19 protein-coding genes and 2 tRNA genes are annotated in these 18927 nt (G+C 59.6%); 11 read left to right on the top strand and 10 right to left on the bottom strand.

From position 1 onward, the window contains the following. A partial coding sequence (locus tag RS75_RS20505) for a GTP-binding protein (protein ID WP_045023892.1) occupies positions 1 to 565 on the bottom strand: 565 nt, incomplete at its 3' end. Positions 566 to 996: 431 nt separating this feature from the next. On the opposite strand from RS75_RS20505, the gene RS75_RS20500 reads away from it, so the two are divergent. Continuing rightward, complete coding sequence (locus RS75_RS20500; protein WP_045023890.1) at positions 997 to 1629, top strand: TerC family protein; 633 nt, start codon at positions 997 to 999, stop codon at positions 1627 to 1629. A gap of 1111 nt (positions 1630 to 2740) precedes the next feature. On the opposite strand, the gene RS75_RS20495 is transcribed toward RS75_RS20500, so the two are convergent. The 4 genes from RS75_RS20495 to RS75_RS20480 form a co-directional block, all read right to left on the bottom strand. Continuing rightward, on the bottom strand, positions 2741 to 3190 hold the full coding sequence (locus RS75_RS20495) for a hypothetical protein (RefSeq protein ID WP_045023888.1): 450 nt from the start codon (positions 3188 to 3190) through the stop codon (positions 2741 to 2743). A 152-nt stretch (positions 3191 to 3342) separates the two neighbouring features. Continuing rightward, positions 3343 to 5193, bottom strand: a complete 1851-nt coding sequence (locus RS75_RS20490) for an ABC transporter ATP-binding protein (protein WP_045023887.1) — start codon at positions 5191 to 5193, stop codon at positions 3343 to 3345. 270 nt (positions 5194 to 5463) lie between these two features. Further along, positions 5464 to 5537: transfer RNA gene (locus RS75_RS20485), tRNA-Gly, on the bottom strand. Positions 5538 to 5563: 26 nt separating this feature from the next. Further along, positions 5564 to 5648, bottom strand: a tRNA-Tyr gene (locus RS75_RS20480). A gap of 209 nt (positions 5649 to 5857) precedes the next feature. Between RS75_RS20480 and rlmB the strand changes: the two genes are divergently transcribed. From rlmB to RS75_RS20455, 5 genes are all read left to right on the top strand, one after another. Further along, on the top strand, positions 5858 to 6745 hold the full coding sequence (rlmB, locus tag RS75_RS20475) for a 23S rRNA (guanosine(2251)-2'-O)-methyltransferase RlmB (protein ID WP_045023885.1): 888 nt from the start codon (positions 5858 to 5860) through the stop codon (positions 6743 to 6745). Positions 6746 to 6820: 75 nt separating this feature from the next. Continuing rightward, positions 6821 to 7213, top strand: coding sequence for an acyl-CoA thioesterase (locus RS75_RS20470; RefSeq protein ID WP_045023883.1), 393 nt, complete (start codon positions 6821 to 6823; stop codon positions 7211 to 7213). A 5-nt stretch (positions 7214 to 7218) separates the two neighbouring features. Further along, entirely contained in the window at positions 7219 to 7812 is a 594-nt protein-coding gene (locus tag RS75_RS20465; protein WP_045023881.1) for a hypothetical protein, read from the top strand. Between the two features lie 82 nt (positions 7813 to 7894). Then, on the top strand, positions 7895 to 8311 hold the full coding sequence (locus RS75_RS20460; RefSeq protein ID WP_045023880.1) for a DUF2946 family protein: 417 nt from the start codon (positions 7895 to 7897) through the stop codon (positions 8309 to 8311). Between the two features lie 48 nt (positions 8312 to 8359). Further along, entirely contained in the window at positions 8360 to 9724 is a 1365-nt protein-coding gene (locus RS75_RS20455; protein WP_045023878.1) for a PepSY-associated TM helix domain-containing protein, read from the top strand. A gap of 69 nt (positions 9725 to 9793) precedes the next feature. On the opposite strand, the gene RS75_RS20450 is transcribed toward RS75_RS20455, so the two are convergent. Next, positions 9794 to 10270: a nuclear transport factor 2 family protein gene (locus tag RS75_RS20450; protein ID WP_045023876.1), complete on the bottom strand. Its 477-nt coding sequence runs from the start codon at positions 10268 to 10270 to the stop codon at positions 9794 to 9796. A 12-nt stretch (positions 10271 to 10282) separates the two neighbouring features. After that, the gene (locus RS75_RS20445; protein WP_045023874.1) at positions 10283 to 10894 is read right to left on the bottom strand and encodes an NAD(P)-dependent oxidoreductase; all 612 of its coding nucleotides are present in this window, start codon (positions 10892 to 10894) and stop codon (positions 10283 to 10285) included. 154 nt (positions 10895 to 11048) lie between these two features. Between RS75_RS20445 and RS75_RS20440 the strand changes: the two genes are divergently transcribed. Continuing rightward, positions 11049 to 11432, top strand: a complete 384-nt coding sequence (locus tag RS75_RS20440) for a winged helix-turn-helix transcriptional regulator (RefSeq protein ID WP_045023872.1) — start codon at positions 11049 to 11051, stop codon at positions 11430 to 11432. A 25-nt stretch (positions 11433 to 11457) separates the two neighbouring features. Here RS75_RS20440 and RS75_RS20435 read toward each other — a convergent pair whose 3' ends face one another. Beyond that, positions 11458 to 11811: a DMT family protein gene (locus tag RS75_RS20435; RefSeq protein ID WP_045023870.1), complete on the bottom strand. Its 354-nt coding sequence runs from the start codon at positions 11809 to 11811 to the stop codon at positions 11458 to 11460. A gap of 247 nt (positions 11812 to 12058) precedes the next feature. Here RS75_RS20435 and uvrB point away from each other — a divergent pair, with 247 nt between their 5' ends. Next, complete coding sequence (gene uvrB / locus RS75_RS20430; protein WP_045023917.1) at positions 12059 to 15031, top strand: excinuclease ABC subunit UvrB; 2973 nt, start codon at positions 12059 to 12061, stop codon at positions 15029 to 15031. A 186-nt stretch (positions 15032 to 15217) separates the two neighbouring features. Further along, positions 15218 to 16186, top strand: a complete 969-nt coding sequence (locus RS75_RS20425) for an alpha/beta hydrolase (protein WP_045023869.1) — start codon at positions 15218 to 15220, stop codon at positions 16184 to 16186. 23 nt (positions 16187 to 16209) lie between these two features. Here RS75_RS20425 and RS75_RS20420 read toward each other — a convergent pair whose 3' ends face one another. After that, the gene (locus tag RS75_RS20420; RefSeq protein WP_045023868.1) at positions 16210 to 16635 is read right to left on the bottom strand and encodes a DUF1801 domain-containing protein; all 426 of its coding nucleotides are present in this window, start codon (positions 16633 to 16635) and stop codon (positions 16210 to 16212) included. A 141-nt stretch (positions 16636 to 16776) separates the two neighbouring features. On the opposite strand from RS75_RS20420, the gene RS75_RS20415 reads away from it, so the two are divergent. Continuing rightward, entirely contained in the window at positions 16777 to 17232 is a 456-nt protein-coding gene (locus RS75_RS20415; protein WP_045023867.1) for a PRC-barrel domain-containing protein, read from the top strand. Between the two features lie 186 nt (positions 17233 to 17418). Beyond that, on the top strand, positions 17419 to 17988 hold the full coding sequence (locus RS75_RS20410; RefSeq protein ID WP_407691585.1) for a DUF922 domain-containing Zn-dependent protease: 570 nt from the start codon (positions 17419 to 17421) through the stop codon (positions 17986 to 17988). 18 nt (positions 17989 to 18006) lie between these two features. On the opposite strand, the gene RS75_RS20405 is transcribed toward RS75_RS20410, so the two are convergent. Continuing rightward, positions 18007 to 18609 carry a J domain-containing protein gene (locus RS75_RS20405; protein WP_045023863.1) on the bottom strand — a complete coding sequence of 201 codons (603 nt, stop codon included), beginning with the start codon at positions 18607 to 18609 and terminating at the stop codon, positions 18007 to 18009. Positions 18610 to 18927 lie beyond the last annotated feature (318 nt).

Genomic DNA, 18927 nt, shown 5'->3' with positions numbered 1-18927 from the left:
GCTCGCGGATCGCGTCTTCACCGATCTTCTTGTCCGAATCTTCAAGAGCGGCAAGCGCCGAACCCTTGACGATCGGGATATCGTCGCCCGGGAAGTCGTAGGACGACAGCAACTCGCGAACCTCGAGTTCGACGAGTTCGAGCAACTCGGCGTCATCGACCTGGTCGACCTTGTTGAGGAACACCACGATGGCCGGAACGCCGACCTGACGGGCCAGCAGGATGTGCTCGCGGGTCTGCGGCATCGGACCGTCGGCGGCCGAGCAAACCAGGATCGCGCCGTCCATCTGCGCTGCACCGGTGATCATGTTCTTGACGTAATCGGCGTGGCCGGGGCAGTCAACGTGGGCATAGTGGCGAGCAGGCGTCTCATATTCGACGTGTGCCGTCGAAATGGTGATGCCGCGCGCCTTTTCTTCCGGCGCAGCGTCGATCTGGTCATACGCCTTGTATTCGCCGAAGTACTTCGTGATCGCAGCAGTCAGCGACGTCTTGCCGTGGTCGACGTGACCGATCGTGCCAATGTTGACGTGCGGCTTATTGCGCTCAAACTTGCTCTTTGCCATGTGAATTGCTTCCTGTGAACGTGAAGTAGTTTCCCCGGGCGGACCGGTTTGGTGTCGCCGTTTAAGGCTTTGTAAGCGAATGCGCAAGACTTAATTGTCAAAGCGCCTTCGCGCGCGTCCGCAGCGCGCCCCAAGGCGCACATATGGTGCTTTCTTTGCAATATTCAAAGCCGGTTCAGCCTGCCGGCGGCGCGGACGGAGGAGCAGGCCGGCAGAACCCCATTCTGCATCCCTCTTCGCACAATCGGATCGCTTGACAAGCTTTTCTTTATCACAACTTCTTTACCTCGACCGGCATCATGGCTTAAGGAAATTTCATCGCCGGGGGGAGACGGGCGAGCGGAACGATGCGCCCGGCGCATCACCTCACGTCACATATTGATCAGCCGCGTTCTCCCGCGCGACCTCTCATTCCGTTTCAGGACCGTTCCATGGAAATTTTCACAGCCGCCGGCTTCACGGCATTCATGCAAGTCATCGCGATCGATCTTGTTCTTGCGGGCGACAACGCCATCGTCATCGGCCTTGCCGCCGCCGGTCTTCCCGCGCATCTTCGCCGCAAGGCGATCCTGGTCGGCATCATCGCCGCGACCGTATTGCGTATCGGTTTCGCCGCCGTCACCGTCCAGCTTCTTTCCATCGTCGGCCTGCAACTGTTCGGTGGGCTTCTACTCGCCTGGGTATGCTGGAAAATGTGGTCCGAACTGCGCGATGCCGCAGGCTCCATGGAAGACGAGGTGACGGACGAAGAGGCTGACCTCACCAAGGGTCACAAGACCTTCTTTCAGGCCGCGACCCAGATCGTCATTGCCGACGTTTCCATGTCGCTGGATAACGTCCTGGCCGTCGCCGGCGCCGCGCAGGATCATGTAACGGTGCTGATAATCGGCCTCGTCGTTTCGATCGCCCTCATGGGCCTTGCCGCCAATTACGTCGCCAAGCTGCTGCACCGCTATCGCTGGATTTCCTATCTCGGCCTGATGGTCATCATCTATGTGGCGCTCAACATGCTTTACCATGGCGTGATCGAGGTCCTGCCTTACGTCAGAGCCTATCTGGGCTGAAACCGCCTGTCGCTACACCTTCACGAAAAGCCCGGAAACGCAGGTTTCCGGGCTTTTTTCGTGACATACGGGTGTCTAGGCCCCTCGCCCGAGCAGCACCGCAACCATGTTTTCACCGCCTCGAAAACCGCTTCCGGCGAGCGGGATCAGCCATGGAGAATCGGCCGCCGTAACCGCTGCAACATTCGGATAAGACAAGGAAATCGTGATTTTTCGCCCATGGGTTTTGGCAATTGAGGTCAGCCACGGGCAAGCCTAGGGAGCTAGTCCATAAGTCATAATAATAAAAAGAAAGGTAAAGCCGCCAATGGCTTACGACTGGAGCGGCGGTCGTACCCGCCGCCTTCGCCGGATGAAACTGGGCGCTGTTACAAGCTCCCTCATCCTGCTGGCGCTTTTTGCGGCGCTCGTTCTTGGCTGAACGCGTCAAGCGCACAATCCAACGCTGACCGGCGGCATGGCAAGGTTCTAAAACCGCCCTGCCGCCGCTCCTTCAGGGCTGCACCTGATATACGTCTGCGGCACTTTAATCCGATCCGGAGGCCGCTGCGGCACCTATCGAAACAGCCAATAAACGACGCCGAGAATCATCCCCCACATCAGCAATGATATGACCAGTACGGTGAGGTAGTTTCGAAATCGTCTGGTCATCCGCCCACATTGCCGACCGGCCGTTATGGAACAGCCGTAACCGTTTGATTGCTGGATGCGGATCAAACCGCAAGATCAACTCTTTCTATCAAGATGCTGAATCGCAAACCATTCGCAGATTTCACCCACCCGAAAACGGGGTTGCCTGACATGGCAAAACAACGCCGATAGACGGGAACGCGCATTCATCACGGCCCCCGCTCCACATCGCACCGCGATTGATCCAAGGCCCGCAACCTGTCCTGACAATGCCCCAAAAATTGTAAAATACAGATCCCGCCCTTGCCGGCAGGATTGACCCTGCAGAATTTGCGGAGGGCACGGAAACGCCTCACGTCCTTCCCTGGACGTAACGAAACAGGCACCAGCCGCCCGAATCAGCGCATCGCGCCTTTCGAAGCCGTTGCGGACGACACGAGGATGTCGGGGCAACGGCGATCAGCCGCCGCCCCGATCCGTATCAGCTCTTCAGCGCCGTGTTGCACAGGCTCCAATAGCCGCCACCCTTCTGGATCCATTTCAGATCGCCGAGCGTGCCGTCATTCTTGTTTTTGTGATAGGAGTCGACGCAGGTCTTCAGGCGGGCCTTTCCAGGGGTCTCGCTTGAATATTTCTTATCGACTGCACTCGGAAAAGCGACGCCCTTCGGGGCTCTTACCGTCGCTTTTGCGGGTTCCTTGTCGGTTGTAGCCGCGACTTGCTTGTCGTCGGCAGCATCTTCAGCCGCAGCGTCGCTGCCACAGAACTTGGCGCGATAGTCGTTCCATTTGACATCTTTCGCGGACCCGTCGGTTTTCGCCGCCTGGTACTTCACGCTGCACTCTTTCATGGTGAGTGCGGCTGCGGGGGAGACAAACGCCGCCGATGCGAGCAGCGCTAAAGATGAGAGAATTACAACCCTGTTAATCATTGAAGACTCCCGTTTGCATAATTGCCGGCAGACTATCCGACCGGGCTTTCCGCTTGTCAACGAGCAGTGCAGCAAGGACCAAGGGTTTGAACGCATTGCAACATACGGCGCCTGAAGCTTTACCCGCAACACCGATGAAAATATTTACCCGATCACTCGTCCTCCGGAATAAAGCCCCCGGTCTGGCGTTTCCAGAGCCGGGCGAACAATCCGCCCTGTTCGATCAGTTCTTCCGGTCGTCCTTCTTCGATAATTCGGCCGTGGTCCAGCACGATGATCCGGTCCATTCTGGCAATCGTGGAAAGGCGATGCGCGATCGCGATCACCGTCTTGCCCTCCATCACCAGATTGAGCTTGTCCTGAATGGCCGCCTCGGATTCGCTGTCCAAGGCGGACGTCGCCTCGTCCAGAATGAGGATGGGAGCGTCTTTCAACAACACACGGGCAATGGCGACACGCTGGCGTTGTCCGCCTGAGAGCTTGATACCGCGATCTCCGACAAAAGCCTCATATCCCGTTCGCCCCTCGCTGTCGGCCAGATCGGCAATGAAGGCGTCGGCCTTCGCCACTTTCGACGCCTGCTCTATCTCATCCTGCGCCGCCTCCGGCCGCCCATAGCGGATATTGTCGCCCACCGAGCGGTGCAGCAACGCGACATCCTGGGCAATCACTCCGATATTGCGGCGCAGGCTTGCCTGCGTGACATCGCGAATATCCTGATCGTCGATACGAATGGCGCCATCCTGAATGTCGTAAAAACGCAGGAGCAGGTTGACCAGCGTCGTCTTTCCGGCACCCGACAATCCCACAAGCCCGACCTTCTCCCCGGCCCGAACGACGAGCGACAGATCATCGACCACCGGTTTGCCGGATTTATAGGCGAAGCGGATATTGCCGAAGTGTATTTCTCCACGCGAAACGGTCAGCTCTGTGGCATCCGCCCTGTCGGTAATGGTCGGCGGCGTCGTCATGACAGGCATGGCGTCCTTGATCGTGCCTATCGCCTGAAAGATCTGCTGGCCCATCTGCAGGAAGGTAAATGTGTGCCCCGACAGCCGTTGCAGAATATAGACGGCGCCGACAAATTCCCCGACCGTAATGAAGCCCTTCACCAGACCGGAAAAACCGACCGACAGGATCGCCAGCCACAGCGCCATATTGAGCGCAACGACGACCAGTTCGGACATGCGATAGACCCGTTGTTCCCTATGCTGGGTGTGGACCGACTTGTTCAGGATACGACGGATCGCTCCCGCCTCGCTGTCTTCGGCCGCGAACTGCTTGATCATCTGCATATTGCTGTAGAGATCGGTGATCGCACCGGAGACGAGGCTTCGCTGCTTTGCCGACCGCCGCGACCGCTCCGTGAAGACAGGCGCCAGTTTGACGGCGAGAACGACGTTGAGCACGATCCAGATCAACACCGGCAGCGCGAGTTGCCAGGACAAAGTCCAGAGCAGAACGAGCGAACCGACCATTTGCAGCAGAAAGCGCGGTCCGAGCTGGAATGCGTTGATGATCTGCTGCTGCACGGCCGACGACACCTGCGAGAGGCGCGAGGCCACCTGCCCGGCGTAAAGCTCATGGAAAAACGCGAGGTCCTGCCGCTCCACCGCCTTGTGACCCTGCCACTGGATGGCAACCGGCATTGCGATGCCGAGTGTATGCGAGTTCAACGTATTGAAAAGGAACGACGCGATCGGCATGATCGGGAAGATCAGCACGCCGAGGATTGTGAGCAGCAGCCATTCATTGCGCAGAAAAGCCGCCGCTCCCTGCGCCGTCACACCATCGACGATGACGGACAATCCCCAGATGATCGACAGATTGATGGCTTCCACAACCATGGACGACAAGGCAAGAGCGATGAGAACGCCGCGAAACATCGAAATGAAATGCAGCAGCACCGCGACCGGGCCTTTCGACGGCAGCGGGCGGAAGGGAATATCGAGCGGCCGTATCAGCGTCTCGAAAGGGCGGAATATCGTATCTGAAATCGACATGGGCCTCTCGGATCACAATTGGGTATCGACGGGGAGGAATCAGCTACGCACCCGGCATGGAACCACGTGCCGCTCCCGACCTCAATCGCAAACAATGGGAGGCGCTGCCACGGCGCCTGAGTGCAAAGCTTGGCACTTGCTCAGAAATGCCGCGCGCATGGATAAAGTAGAGCGCGCAGATCAACGCACTGCACGCTTTTGCGCATAGGGAAAACGACGCTGAAAAAATCAACGTATGTTGGACGTCATTGATCTTGTTGGAAAAATCGCTGGAGCGGGTAGCGGGAATCGAACCCGCGTATTCAGCTTGGAAGGCTGCTGCTCTACCATTGAGCTATACCCGCGGTGGTGATTTCGATCCTGCGCAGAATGGTGGAGGGAGTTGGATTTGAACCAACGTAGGCGTAGCCAACGGATTTACAGTCCGTCCCCTTTAACCACTCGGGCATCCCTCCAGCTATCTGCTAGGATCGAGCGACCAAGCTCTTCAGATTTCTCTCCGGCAAAGCGCCGTTGCGTCGTCTGTGGCGCGTATATGACGGCCTCGTTCGTTTCTGTCAACACGCCGTTTCACGAATTTTCGGGAAAAAATTCAAACATCTTTACAGCCCTGTGGATTATCGCGGGGGCTGGTATACGCCTCTTCCCGGAGATATAAGGCGCCATGAGCAAAGACGATCCCAACGACAAATCCACCCGCGACACGCACTATGCCACCCTGCGCCGTGCCGTGCGCGACGCCAAACGCGAGAGGGGCGAAATTCCAACCCCGCAGCCGCAGAAGCGCCGGAACCGCAGCGCGGACGACTGGAAGCCGCCACAGCTTGCGCCGGATCAGGTGCATCTTTACGGCCTGCATACCGTGCGTGCGGCGCTTTCCAATCCCGAACGGCAGCTCATCAAGCTCTCCGTCACCCAGAATGCCCTTGCGCGCCTGGATATCGGCGAGGCGGACGCCCAGCCCTTCCCGGTCGAGATGGTTTCGCCGCAGGATATCGACAAGGTGCTCGGCCCCGAGGCGATCCATCAGGGCGTGATGCTGGAAACCAGGCCGCTGCCGGTCAAGAAGCTCGACGCATTGAAGAAAAGCCCGCTGATCCTCGTGCTCGATCAGATCACCGATCCGCATAATGTCGGCGCCATCATGCGCTCAGCGGTCGCCTTCAATGCCGGCGCCGTCATCACCACCATCCGCCATAGCCCGACGGAATCCGGCGTGCTGGCGAAATCCGCATCCGGCGCGCTGGAACTCATCCCTTATATCCAGATCACCAATCTGGCCGATACGCTGGGCGAGCTGCACAAGCTCGGCTTCTTCTCGGTCGGCCTGGATTCGGAAGGCCCCGCCCCCATCGAGCAGACCTTCAGCGGCGCAAAGATAGCGCTGGTGCTGGGAGCCGAAGGCAAGGGATTGCGCCAGAAGACCCGCGAAACCGTCTCGGCGCTTGCCCGTCTCGACATGCCGGGCGAGATCAAATCGCTCAACGTATCGAATGCGGCGGCCATCGCCCTTTATGCAACGCAGCAATTTCTGGGCAAAGCGTCGTCCTGACGCTTACCTTTCCTTGCGAAATAGCAAAGCACAACGCATGCTGTGCTTTATCATTCGCAAGGAGCAAATCTCGACATGACCGACCTGCCCATTAAACCGACCGGCGAACTGACGCTGCGGACGCTCGCCATGCCGGCCGACGCAAATCCGGCCGGTGATATTTTCGGCGGCTGGGTCATGTCCCAGATGGATTTGGCCAGCGGCATTCGTGCGGCGGAACGGTCCCGCTGTCGCGTGGTCACGGCGGCGGTCAAGGAAATGGCTTTCGAACTGCCGGTGAAGATCGGCGACACGCTATCCATCTATACCGATATCGCCCGTCTCGGCCGTACCTCCATCACGCTGACGGTAGAGGCCTGGGCGCAGCGGTCGCGTTACGACAAGCTGGAAAAGGTCACCGCCGGCACCTTCATCATGGTGGCGATGGACGAAAACGGGCAACCGACGCCCATTCCTTCGGCGGAGTAGGTGCGATGGAGGCCGCAGTCAACGCCGCGGAAGCCTATTCGCATATCCGCGCCGTCATGGGCATGGTGGTCGGCCTCAGCCTCGCACGCCTGCTGACCGGCCTTGCCGGTTTCGTCCAGCACCCGAAGAAGGAACACATCTATCCCCTGCATCTCGGCTGGGTGGCGTTCCTGTTTCTGATGCTGGTGCATTTCTGGTGGTGGGAACATCGGCTTTCCGCCACCGGCCACATCCTCGGTTTCGGCGCGTTCCTGTTCCTCATCCTGTTCTGCTCGCTGTTCTATTTCCTGTGCGTGCTGCTGTTTCCGACAGAGATGAAGGAATACAAGGGATACGAAGACTATTTCTTTTCCCGCAAAAGCTGGTTCTTCGCCTTCCTGGCCGCACTTTTCGTCACCGATATCGGCGATACGCTGCTGAAGGGGCAGGCTTATCTCTCCTCACTGGGCGCCGAATATCTCATCCGCACCGCTATTTACGTCATTCTGTTCACGCTGGCAGCCTTCATCAGCAATCGCCGTTTTCACAAGTTGCTCGTGGTGTTCGCGCTGGTTTACCAGATCGCCTGGATTTTCCGCACCTACGACCTGCTGACCTGAAGAACGCCTGCCCGCCTGTTGTCCCCACCTCTCGTCATTGTGTCGCGGTGACATTTCGCGGAAAATATGACATTCCGCTCGCATGGGATTCATTCGCAGGATAATGCAGGACAGGAGTTCGGCTGGCGCCATCGCCACGCTGGCGGTTCTGCTTTTTCTCCTGCAGGGCCTCGCCAATGGCCTGGCAAGCGGCAACATGGCGATGGCCGCGCTTGCAGCTGATGAGATCATCTGCTCCAGCCATATGCCTGAAGGCGGCTCCGGCAAACAGAACCCGGCCCAAAATCCGGCGGAGAAGACCGCCGACAGTTGCTGCGGCACGCTCTGCCGTCTCGCCTCGACCACCATCGCCGCTCTTCCGGTCAGCCCCGTCGAACGGGCAGACAGTATCGTTCCCCCAGTCGAAATCGTCTTTCTGGATCGCGACGCGGCCTCGCCACCATCGCCACCCAATCTCGAATCGCGCCCACGCGCGCCGCCTTCCACTCCGCAAATGTAAGCAGCTGTCCGGCCCTGCCGGGAAATCGACTTTCTCGCGGAGACATCCATGTCCGTTACGACCTCTTTCGAGGGCGAGCGCGCGCCTGCGCATTCCTCGTCCGTAAACCTTTACCGCGCCGTGTGGCGCTGGCATTTCTACGCCGGTCTCTTCGTCCTGCCATTCTTGATATCGCTCGCCGTCACCGGCGCGCTCTATCTCTTCCGGGACGAATTCGACAGTCTCATCCATTCGGACCTGAAGCGCACAGAGGTGGTGCAGAACGCGCCAAAAGCACTGCCCTCCGATATCGTGGCGGCGGCGGTTGCGGCCGTTCCCGGCACCGCAGTCAAATATACGACACCCTCCGATCCGGGCGCTTCGACGGAAATCACCGTCAATACGGCGGATGGAAAACGCGCCGTTTACGTCAATACCTATACGGCGCAGGTTGCCGGTTCCCTGCCGGATCGCGGCACCGTCATGTGGACGATCCGCTACCTCCACAGCCTGAAATATTTCGGCACCTATGCCCGCTATCTGATCGAGATCGCCGCCGGCTGGTCCATCCTCCTCGTCGCCACCGGCATTTATCTCTGGTGGCCGCGAAAACAGACCGGCGGTGTCGTCACCGTGCGTGGCACGCCAAAAAAGCGGGTGTTCTGGCGCGATACCCATGCCGTCACCGGAATTTTCGTCGGCTTTTTCATCGTCTTCCTGGCTGTTACCGGCATGCCCTGGTCGGGTGTTTGGGGCGGGAAGGTCAATGAATGGGCGAACGGCAGCAATTTCGGATATCCGGCGGGCGTGCGCACCGATGTTCCGATGTCGGACGACCACCTCAATCACATAGCCAAGACCAGCTGGTCACTGGAACAGGTGAAAATCCCGGAATCCATTGCTTCCACCAGCAGCCAGCCGATCGGGATCGATGCCGCCATTGCGCGTTTCGACGCCCTGGGCCTTGCCGCCGGTTATGCCATCGCCCTGCCCACCAAATCGTCGGGCGTCTACAGCGGCTCCGCCTATCCCGACGATCTCACGAAACAGCGCGTCATCCACCTCGATCAATATAGCGGCGAACCGCTGATCGATATGAGCTACGCAGATTACGGTCCGCTCGGCAAGGCGCTGGAATGGGGCATCAACGTGCATCTGGGGCAACAGTTCGGCCTTGCCAACCAGATCGTGCTGCTGGCGGCCTGTTTCGGCATTGTCCTGCTCGCCGTTTCTGCCGGCATCATGTGGTGGAAGCGCCGTCCGAAAGGCTCGCTCGGCATACCGCCATTGCCGCAGGAAAAACGCGTTTTGCGCGGCCTGCTCGCTTTGCTCGCCATCGGCGGCATCATTTTCCCGCTGGTGGGCGCGAGCCTGCTGGCAATGCTGGCGCTGGATCTCATCGTGCAGCACCGCCAGAGGCGACGCATGCTCTAAAAACGGTAACAGCCGGGAGAAATATCCCGGCTGTTACCCTCGCTATCGGCAATGCGACGAGAGGCTGCGTCAGAACATCGTATTGTTGTTCGCAGCCGTCTCCGGAACGGCTTGGATCACGTCCCAATGTTCGGTTATCTTGCCGTCGGTGACCCGGAAGATATCGACGATGGCCCTGCCGCGATCACCGTCTTTTTCCGTCGAATGAATATGCAGATAGACCAGATCGCCATCCGTGGCGCTGCGCACGATCCGCGCTTTCGACTGCGGATTATCCTTGAAGAAGCCGGTGAAGTAATCGACGAACGGCGCCTTGCCGTCCGGCACCCTGGGATTGTGCTGCTTGTAGCTGTCAACGATCACGGCGGCGCCCTTTGCTACCTCGTGCTTGTTGAAGACGGTATCGTAAAACTCGATCACCAGCTTGCGATTGGCCTCTTCCTGGGCCAGATCGCGTTTTGCGGTTTCCGCCAGAACCGGCGCGGCCACCAGAGCGGGCGCGAGGGCAAGAGCGGTGATGGCGAGACGACGTGTTAGGAAATTCATGGGTGCAACCTCTCAGTAACCGACGGTGAAACGCTGGCGGGAATGCTGCGGCTTCTCGATTTCATCGACAAGCGCGATGGCATAATCTTCGAAGGAGATGCGGCTGCCTTGGTCGTTGCCGAGAAGGCCATCCTTGCCGAGGCGGAATTTTCCGGTTCTTTCCCCCGGCACGAATTCGGCGGATGGCGACAGGAAGGTCCAGTCGAGTTGCTTTTCCTGTTTCAGCAGATCCAGAAACTCCGCGCCCTTGGTTGCCTCGGCCTTGTAGGCGGCGGGGAAATCCGGCAGGTCGACCACGCGCTGGCCCGGCGCGATTTCAAGGCTTCCGGCGCCACCCACCACGAGATAACGGGGAACGCCGGAGGCGCGCACGGCCTCGATCAGCGTGACAGGATCGCTGGCGGTGAAGTGCACCGAACTGATCACGGCATCGTGACCTTCAAGCAGTTTCGAAAGCCCCGCCTGATCGAAAACATCGCCCTGTTTTGCCACGACATTCGGCAGGTTGGCGATTTTTTCGGGATTGCGGGCGATCGCCGTCACCTTGTGCCCCCGGTCGGAAAGCTCCTTCAGAATACGGGATCCGGCATTGCCGGAGGCTCCGATGAGCGCGATTTTGGCCATAGCTTCTTCCTTTGTCGGCGTCGTTATTGGTCTAGATAATAGACCGCTGACGAAAGCTATGGTATCGCAACCCCCACCGCAAGAAGTCAGCCGCCGCTGATCAGGTCACATGGCGATGACCTGACGGGTTGAGAAAATGGAAAGGGCGAGGAAAATGCCGGATACGCAAACCAAGGAAATCTTCGCCTTCGAGCAGCCCTGTCCCATCCGCGACGTGCTGGATCGCATCGGCGATCAATGGAGCCTGCTGGTTCTGGAAGCGCTTCAGGGCGGCGTGTTGCGTTTCAACGAACTGAACCGCAAGATCGACGATATTTCCAAGCAGATGTTGTCGCGCACGCTGAAACGGCTGGAGGAAGACGGTTTCATTCGCCGCACGCTCTTTGCGCAGGTGCCGCCGCGCGTGGAATACGAACTGACCAATCTCGGCCGCTCGTTTCTGGTGCCGATGCATTTGCTGGTACAATGGGCCGACGAGAACCACATCCGCATTTGCACGGCGCGGCTGGACTATGCCGGCAGCGGAACGGGATCGTAACACCCGTTCCCCTTGGCCGCAGCGATCAGGACCGGAAGATGAACGACGCGCCGAACGCAATCAGCGCAAAACCGATCACATGGTTGAACGTGATGCTTTCCTTCAGCCAGAACACCGAGAACAGCGCAAAGACCGCGAGCGTTATGACTTCCTGAATGGTCTTGAGCTGCACCGTCGAATAGACCTCCGATCCCATGCGGTTTGCGGGCACGGCGAGAACGTATTCGAAGAAGGCGATACCCCAGCTTGCGACGATCGCCAGAAAGAGCGCACTGCCCTTGTGCTTGAGATGCCCATACCAGGCAAAGGTCATGAAAACATTGGAAAGAACGAGCATCAGGACAGGCCAGATGTGGGCGGGGCTGATCGAGAACGGCATGGTGGATCCTGGAGGATGAAGGGAGGGATGTCATAAAAGGCAGCCTGAAAACGAAATCGTCATTCCGCCCGCCTGAATTGCTTTAGCTTACCGCTGCTTGAAACGGAACAGGTTTCCATGAGACAACATTCGGGCGCTAGGCGACGTATCAGGCCGAATTTTGTTCTCGGCGCTTCGTTGCCTTTTTGTACTCATTTTTTCGTCGCCTCCCCTTCCCTTTGCGCGTGACTCCCTCCATATTTCGCGCATGGCAAGATCACCTAAAAATTCCAAACCCGCGAATTCCGGCTTCGAGGAAGCTCCGCAATCGTCGTTCGAAGGCGCACCGCTCAGCGGCAGCGTCGCCGACTGGGTAAAGCAGTTGGAGGCGGAAGCCGAAGCCGGCTCGGTGGAAACCCAGCGCGAAGTCGCCTCCAAAGCTGGCAAGCATCGCAAGAAGATCGAGATCGAGGCCCGTAAGGAAGCGGAAAAAGCGGCCAACAAAACGGCCAAGAACACCACCGCGTCCAAAACCGCGCGTGGCGTGTCGATCGGTGCCTCCAACGATCCGAAAATCCGCGCCGCCGCCGGTCTCAACCCTGTGGCAGGCATGGACGTTTCTCTGGAGGAGGCTGCCAACCTCGCACCGGGCGCCGTCACCGCCACCGTCGAGGCACTATCGGCGCTGATCGAAAGCGGCAATCCGCTGTTCAAGGACGGCAAGATGTGGACGCCGCACCGGCCCGCCCGTCCGCCGAAATCCGAAGGCGGCGTTACCATCCGCATGACCTCGGAATACCAGCCCGCCGGCGACCAGCCCACCGCGATTGCCGACCTCGTGGAAGGCATCAATTCCGGCGAGCGCAGCCAGGTGCTGCTCGGCGTCACCGGCTCCGGTAAGACCTTCACCATGGCCAAGGTGATCGAGGCGACACAGCGCCCGGCCGTCATCCTCGCGCCCAACAAGACACTGGCCGCGCAGCTCTATTCCGAATTCAAGAACTTCTTCCCCGACAATGCGGTGGAATATTTCGTCTCCTACTACGATTATTACCAGCCGGAAGCCTATGTGCCGCGCTCCGATACCTTCATCGAGAAAGAGTCCTCGATCAACGAACAGATCGACCGGATGCGCCACTCCGCCACCCGCTCGCTGCTGGAACGCGACGACTGCATCATCGTCGCCTCGGTTTCCTGCATCTACGGTATCGGCTCGGTCGAGACCTACACGGCCATGACCTTCCAGATGCAAGTCGGCGACCGGCTGGACCAGCGCCAGCTTCTGGCCGATCTCGTGGCCCAGCAATACAAGCGGCGCGACATGGATTTCCAGCGCGGTTCGTTCCGCGTGCGCGGCGACACCATCGAAATTTTCCCCGCCCACCTTGAGGATGCCGCTTGGCGCATCTCGATGTTCGGCGACGAGATCGATTCCATCACCGAATTCGACCCGCTGACGGGCCAGAAAACCGGCGACCTGCAATCCGTCAAGATTTACGCCAATTCGCACTATGTCACCCCGCGCCCGACGCTGAACGGTGCGATCAAGTCGATCAAGGAAGAGCTGAAGGTCCGCCTCGCCGAACTGGAAAAGGCCGGACGCCTGCTCGAAGCCCAGCGGCTTGAGCAGCGCACCCGCTACGATATCGAGATGCTGGAAGCGACCGGCTCATGCGCCGGCATCGAGAACTATTCGCGTTATCTCACCGGCCGCAATCCCGGCGAGCCGCCGCCGACGCTGTTCGAGTACATCCCCGACAACGCGCTGCTGTTCATCGACGAAAGCCACGTCTCAGTCAGCCAGATTGGCGGCATGTATCGCGGCGACTTCAGGCGCAAGGCGACGCTGGCCGAATATGGCTTCCGCCTGCCCTCCTGCATGGACAACCGGCCGCTGCGCTTCGAGGAATGGGATGCGATGCGGCCGCTGACGGTGGCGGTTTCGGCCACCCCCGGCTCGTGGGAAATGGAACAGGCTGGCGGCGTCTTTGCCGAACAGGTCATCCGCCCGACAGGCCTCATCGATCCGCCGGTGGAGGTGCGCTCCGCCCGCAGCCAGGTGGACGACGTTCTCGGCGAAATCCGCGAGACCGCCGCCAAGGGCTATCGCACGCTCTGCACCGTGCTGACGAAACGCATGGCCGAGGACCTGACCGAATATCTGCACGAACAGGGCGTTCGCGTGCGCTATATGCATTCGGATATCGACACGCTGGAACGCATCGAGATCATCCGCGATCTGCGCCTTGGCGCTTTCGACGTGCTTGTCGGTATCAACCTTCTGCGCGAAGGCCTCGATATCCCCGAATGTGGTTTCGTGGCGATCCTCGATGCCGACAAGGAAGGCTTCCTGCGTTCGGAAACCTCGCTGATCCAGACCATCGGCCGCGCCGCCCGTAACGTCGACGGCAAGGTCATCCTCTATGCCGACAACATCACCGGCTCGATGAAGCGGGCAATGGAGGAAACCTCCCGCCGCCGCGAGAAGCAGATGGCCTATAACACCGAACACGGCATCACGCCGGAATCGGTCAAGGCGAAGATCTCCGATATCCTTGATTCAGTTTATGAGCGGGATCACGTAAGGGCCGATATATCAGGCGCTTCCGGCAAGGGCTTCGCCGATGGCGGCCATCTGGTCGGCAACAATCTCCAGTCCCATCTCAACGCGCTGGAAAAATCCATGCGCGATGCCGCAGCCGACCTCGATTTCGAAAAGGCCGCCCGCCTGCGCGACGAGATCAAACGCCTCAAGGCCGCCGAACTCGCCACGATGGACGACCCCATGGCGAAAGAAGAAGCACGCGCCATCGAAGGCGGCGGAAAAGCCAAGAAAAGCAGTACGAGCGCCCGCCGCGGGTCGGTCTCCCCCCTTGAGGGGGAGGTGTCCGGCAGAACAGAGGGGGGTGCCGCTACCGCAAACGAAAAATCCCTCTTCGCCAAACCTTCACTGGATGAAATGGGTCCCGGCGCGGACGCGGGCAAGCCGCTGTTCCGCAGGAACACGCTGGACGAGATGACCGTTGGCCGCACGGAAAAACCGGTGCGCGGCGACGTTCCCGGCAAGCCGGAAGAACCCGGCAAGCATTTCTCACCGCTGCCGGAAAGCCAGCCCGAACGCGCCAAGGACGATCCGAGACCGCTTGTGCGCGGCAAGATCGGCGCGGGGTCTTATGAGGACCCCGGTGAGCAGAAGCGTAAAAGCCGGACGAAGGGGAAGACTGGACGGCCGGGGCAATAACGCGCTCCGGCAACAGCCGCTAGCTTTCGCAGCGGTTGATCCGCGCAGCAACCTGAGGCGCTCCAAACACCTTCACCATATCCGCATCTATGGACAGGGAATGTAGTCCCCGTTTGCCGCAGGCTTGATATAGGTCGAGAATAGATCGGCCCTGCCGGTAAAGCGCCAGCAGCACGGAGACACGACATGCATCGCAAAAATCTGGTGACCTTGTGCCTTTTCCTCTCCTGTACCCCAACCTTTGCCGGACAGATCGAAGATGCCACGTTCCACAGTGCCGCCCTGAACGCACCGCTTCCCGTCAATATCTACCGCCCGGATGGCACGCCGCCGGAAAACGGCTGGCCGGTGCTTTATCTCCTGCACGGCCATGATGGCGACCAGAACAGCTGGCGGGATTTGGGCAATATCGAAAAGACGCTGGATACACTTATCGAGGCAGGAGCCATTCGCCCGCTGGTGGTCGTCATGCCCGGTGTCAAAAATAGCTGGTACGTGGATTCCGCTGCCGTTGGCGGTCCCGGCGACTACGAGACGGCCTTGACCGGCGATTTGCGCCATCAGGTGGAAAAAACGCTGCCGGTGCGGAAAGACCGTGAAGGCCGCGCCATCGCCGGCCTCTCCATGGGTGGTTTCGGCGCGTTGCATCTAGCATATAGCCACGAGGGTCTCTATGGCGCGGTCGCCAGCCTGTCCGGCGCGATCTGGCAGAACGTGCCGACCTCCGATCTCGACAAGACACCCGCCGAACTCAAGCTCATTCAGGACAGCGCCTTTTTTCATCGCGTCGACCGCAACACCGTTACCAGCGGCATCGTTCTGCCCTCAACCGGCGATCATTTCTCCGGCGCTTTCGGCATACCCTTCGATGCAAGACTTTTCAACGAAAAGAACGTCTTCACTCTCGTCGCGCAACATGTTGCCGAAAACCAGGACTTGCCCGCCACCTATCTGACGGTCGGCGACGATGACGGCTTCTTCCTCTGGCGCGGCGCCATCGCCCTGCACGAAACGCTTCAGGCCGACAGTCGCAAATCCGAATTGCGGGTGACAGACGGCGATCACGTCTGGTCGGTGTGGAAAGTATCGATCATCGACGCGCTGAAGTTTATCGACAGCGAATGGGACAAGGAAACGGACGTCGCGAAGGATTGAGGCATCCGCCCGGATGATTCAGCCTAGCCCCCGGCCCGCTTCTTCCCGGCCTTGCCCGTCACATTCAACGCCACCGCCGCCCGAACAAGCGCCACCAGCGCATCCTCATCCACCGCATCCCCCTCGCGAAAGTCGATGGCCCGCCTCGTATTGCCCTCCAGGCTGGCATTGAACAGGCCCGCCGGGTCGTCCAGCGACGCGCCCTTGGCAAATGTCATCTTCACCGCGTTCTTGTAGGTTTCGCCGGTGCAGAGGATGCCGGCATGCTCCCAGACGGGCACGCCGCGCCATTTCACCTCTTCCGTTACGTCAGGATCGGCCTTCCTGATCAGCGCCCGGATGCGGGCGAGCATATCGCCCCGCCAGTCGCCAAGTTCCGCAATTTTACGGTCAATGAGAACCGATGGCGCGGTCTCTTCCGCATCCTTGCTCACCGTGTTTCTTGCCATAACGTCCTCCCGATTTCACCGCACCAGCGCTCCCGATGCCAGCATAGACCAAATTTTCGCGTCATCCCACGGGGAACCAAATCCATCTGTCATCGTTTCTTTCCCGAACGCAACGTTCAGCATAAAAAGGGAAGAAACATCATGAAAATCAATATCATCACCCTCGCTGCCGCAGCAGCGTTCTCCTCTTCCGTGGCATATGCCCAGACCGCAACCACCGCTCCTGCTGCCGGCGCCGATGCCGCTTTGTCGGGTCCGGGCATCACCATGGGCACCAAGGCCAACGGCCCGCTGAAGTTCGTCAATGTCCAGAAAACCGATCTCACCGCCTCCCAGCTCGACGGTCTGGATATCTATAACGCCCAGAACGAAAATATCGGCGAGATCGAGGATGTCGTCATCGGCGATGGCAAATCGGTGATCGGCCTTGTCGCCAGCGTTGGCGGCTTCCTCGGCATCGACAAGAGCTATGTGGTGCTCGACCCCTCCTCCGTCGCGGTCCACAACGACAACGGCACCTGGAAGGCCTTTGTCGACACCAACAAGGAAGCGCTGCAAAACGCGCCCAAGCTCGACTACGACAAGCTGGACGATTGATCTCCCCTTCGGTCGCAAGCTTGCCCCCGCGATCCGTCGCGGGGGTTTTTCGTGTGTGAAATGCCCAGGCGACATGCCTTTCACGACCCTTGCCTTGCAGCCAGCCTCTCGCCTATCTTCGGTGCGTAACACAAGGATCGATGCGTGCCCGCCAACACCCCCTCTTCCATCGCCGCCAGCGCCGCCATGCTGCTGCTGAGCGCCCTTCCGCTTTCAGCGCAATCGACCGGCTGGAAACCCGCCGAGCAGATAAAGACCTATGCCATCAGCGGTGATACGGGCGAGACGCTTTATCAGTCCATCGGCGAGCGCGGCCCGACCGCGGGCGTGCAGGCCATCGCCCACACCACCTTCAAGCTGACATGGCGGCGGGATTATCGTCCGCAGCCGGATGGCGCCTGCGTGCTGGCCACGGCACGGCCCAATCTCACCATCATCTATACCTGGCCGAAAGCGCCGGCCAGATTGCCGCCTGCTGTCGCCGCCAGCTGGAAGACCTTCATTTCCGGCGTGGAAACCCATGAGCGCGTGCATGGCGAACACATCCTCGACATGGTGCGGAAGATCGAAGCCTTCAGCACTGGTTTAAGGGCAGAAAACGATCCGAAATGCCAGCAGGTCCGTGTGGTTCTGCAGCAGCGACTGGGCGAGCTTTCCAACGAGCAGCGCCAGCGCGGTCGCGATTTCGACCGCGACGAGCTTTCCCCCGGCGGCCGCGTGCACCAGCTTATTCTGGCGCTGGTCAACGGTCCCTGAGAACCTAAGCAAAAACGGCTACTCCGCCGCCTCGCCTTTCAGCAACGGTTCGGAAAGCGATATGCTCTCCAGCTCGTAGGAGTAACCTTCCAGCATGGTATAGGCCTGCTCGATCGCCTCGATCTGGGCTTCCGCATTGCGGATGGCTTCGGCGATGGATTGGCTGCGGGCGCGCAGCATGGAACTCAGCACGTCCGTCTCCGGCTTCCTGCCCAGCCGATCCATATGTTTGCGAACCCGCGTGCGGTGCCGTTCGAGCTCGAGAATATGAAACCGGCTTTTCAGAATATCGTCGGTCAGCTTGCGGCGCATGGCGGCCACCGGGTCAAAACTGCCGGGTTCGCGCTCGTCCAGAATGAATTCGTTGACAAGCGTTTCCAGCATCAGCAGCCCCTTCAGGTCCTTGGCGTCGGCAAGCTGCGGATCGTAACCGGTATCGTCGAACACCCTGCGGCGCACCGGATCCTTCAAAAGCTCGTAAGCCGTTTGCAGGCGTGCGAATTGGTCGGTATCGCCGCCGCTGTCGGGATGGGCCGCCTTGGCAACCTTCCGATAGGCCGACTTGATCGCCGCCTCGTCGGCATCGCGCTCCACGCCAAGCAAAACATAAGGATCGATCACAAAAACACCTTCAAACGCAACCTGTTACCCGCGTACCATCCGCTATTGCCGAGCGGCATGCGCACGGATCATAGGCCAAATCGGTCCGCACGGCACCCCGCCGCCGCAGTTTAACCGGCAAAGCCCACACAAAAGCCTTGCGACATGCCGCATCGCGACCGACGGAAAAGCCCTTGATACCGAAATTTGTCGGACCCAAGGCGACTATAATGACAGGCGGGACAAAATTGTGGAAAGCGTCGGCAAAACATGTCGAACCATGGACGCCACCTTTCCCGAAGCCGCAGCAAAACAGCCTGACCAAGGACGTAACCGGCA

The sequence above is a fragment of the Rhizobium nepotum 39/7 genome (genome assembly GCF_000949865.1).
Taxonomy (GTDB): domain Bacteria; phylum Pseudomonadota; class Alphaproteobacteria; order Rhizobiales; family Rhizobiaceae; genus Agrobacterium; species Agrobacterium nepotum.
Note: the sequence above shows the minus strand (reverse complement) of the source record. Positions and strands in the feature narration are given on the sequence as shown.

What these genes read in the sequence shown, in the direction of transcription:
- RS75_RS20460 (WP_045023880.1), top strand. Translation starts at nt 7,895, where the DNA reads ATGGGATTCATTCGCAGGATAATGCAGGACAGGAGTTCGGCTGGCGCC.
- RS75_RS20420 (WP_045023868.1), bottom strand. Translation starts at nt 16,635, where the DNA reads ATGGCAAGAAACACGGTGAGCAAGGATGCGGAAGAGACCGCGCCATCG.
- RS75_RS20500 (WP_045023890.1), top strand. Translation starts at nt 997, where the DNA reads ATGGAAATTTTCACAGCCGCCGGCTTCACGGCATTCATGCAAGTCATC.
- RS75_RS20470 (WP_045023883.1), top strand. Translation starts at nt 6,821, where the DNA reads ATGACCGACCTGCCCATTAAACCGACCGGCGAACTGACGCTGCGGACG.
- RS75_RS20440 (WP_045023872.1), top strand. Translation starts at nt 11,049, where the DNA reads ATGCCGGATACGCAAACCAAGGAAATCTTCGCCTTCGAGCAGCCCTGT.
- RS75_RS20490 (WP_045023887.1), bottom strand. Translation starts at nt 5,193, where the DNA reads ATGTCGATTTCAGATACGATATTCCGCCCTTTCGAGACGCTGATACGG.
- uvrB (WP_045023917.1), top strand. Translation starts at nt 12,059, where the DNA reads ATGGCAAGATCACCTAAAAATTCCAAACCCGCGAATTCCGGCTTCGAG.
- RS75_RS20410 (WP_407691585.1), top strand. Translation starts at nt 17,419, where the DNA reads ATGCTGCTGCTGAGCGCCCTTCCGCTTTCAGCGCAATCGACCGGCTGG.
- rlmB (WP_045023885.1), top strand. Translation starts at nt 5,858, where the DNA reads ATGAGCAAAGACGATCCCAACGACAAATCCACCCGCGACACGCACTAT.
- RS75_RS20415 (WP_045023867.1), top strand. Translation starts at nt 16,777, where the DNA reads ATGAAAATCAATATCATCACCCTCGCTGCCGCAGCAGCGTTCTCCTCT.
- RS75_RS20425 (WP_045023869.1), top strand. Translation starts at nt 15,218, where the DNA reads ATGCATCGCAAAAATCTGGTGACCTTGTGCCTTTTCCTCTCCTGTACC.
- RS75_RS20455 (WP_045023878.1), top strand. Translation starts at nt 8,360, where the DNA reads ATGTCCGTTACGACCTCTTTCGAGGGCGAGCGCGCGCCTGCGCATTCC.
- RS75_RS20450 (WP_045023876.1), bottom strand. Translation starts at nt 10,270, where the DNA reads ATGAATTTCCTAACACGTCGTCTCGCCATCACCGCTCTTGCCCTCGCG.
- RS75_RS20465 (WP_045023881.1), top strand. Translation starts at nt 7,219, where the DNA reads ATGGAGGCCGCAGTCAACGCCGCGGAAGCCTATTCGCATATCCGCGCC.
- RS75_RS20495 (WP_045023888.1), bottom strand. Translation starts at nt 3,190, where the DNA reads ATGATTAACAGGGTTGTAATTCTCTCATCTTTAGCGCTGCTCGCATCG.
- RS75_RS20435 (WP_045023870.1), bottom strand. Translation starts at nt 11,811, where the DNA reads ATGCCGTTCTCGATCAGCCCCGCCCACATCTGGCCTGTCCTGATGCTC.
- RS75_RS20445 (WP_045023874.1), bottom strand. Translation starts at nt 10,894, where the DNA reads ATGGCCAAAATCGCGCTCATCGGAGCCTCCGGCAATGCCGGATCCCGT.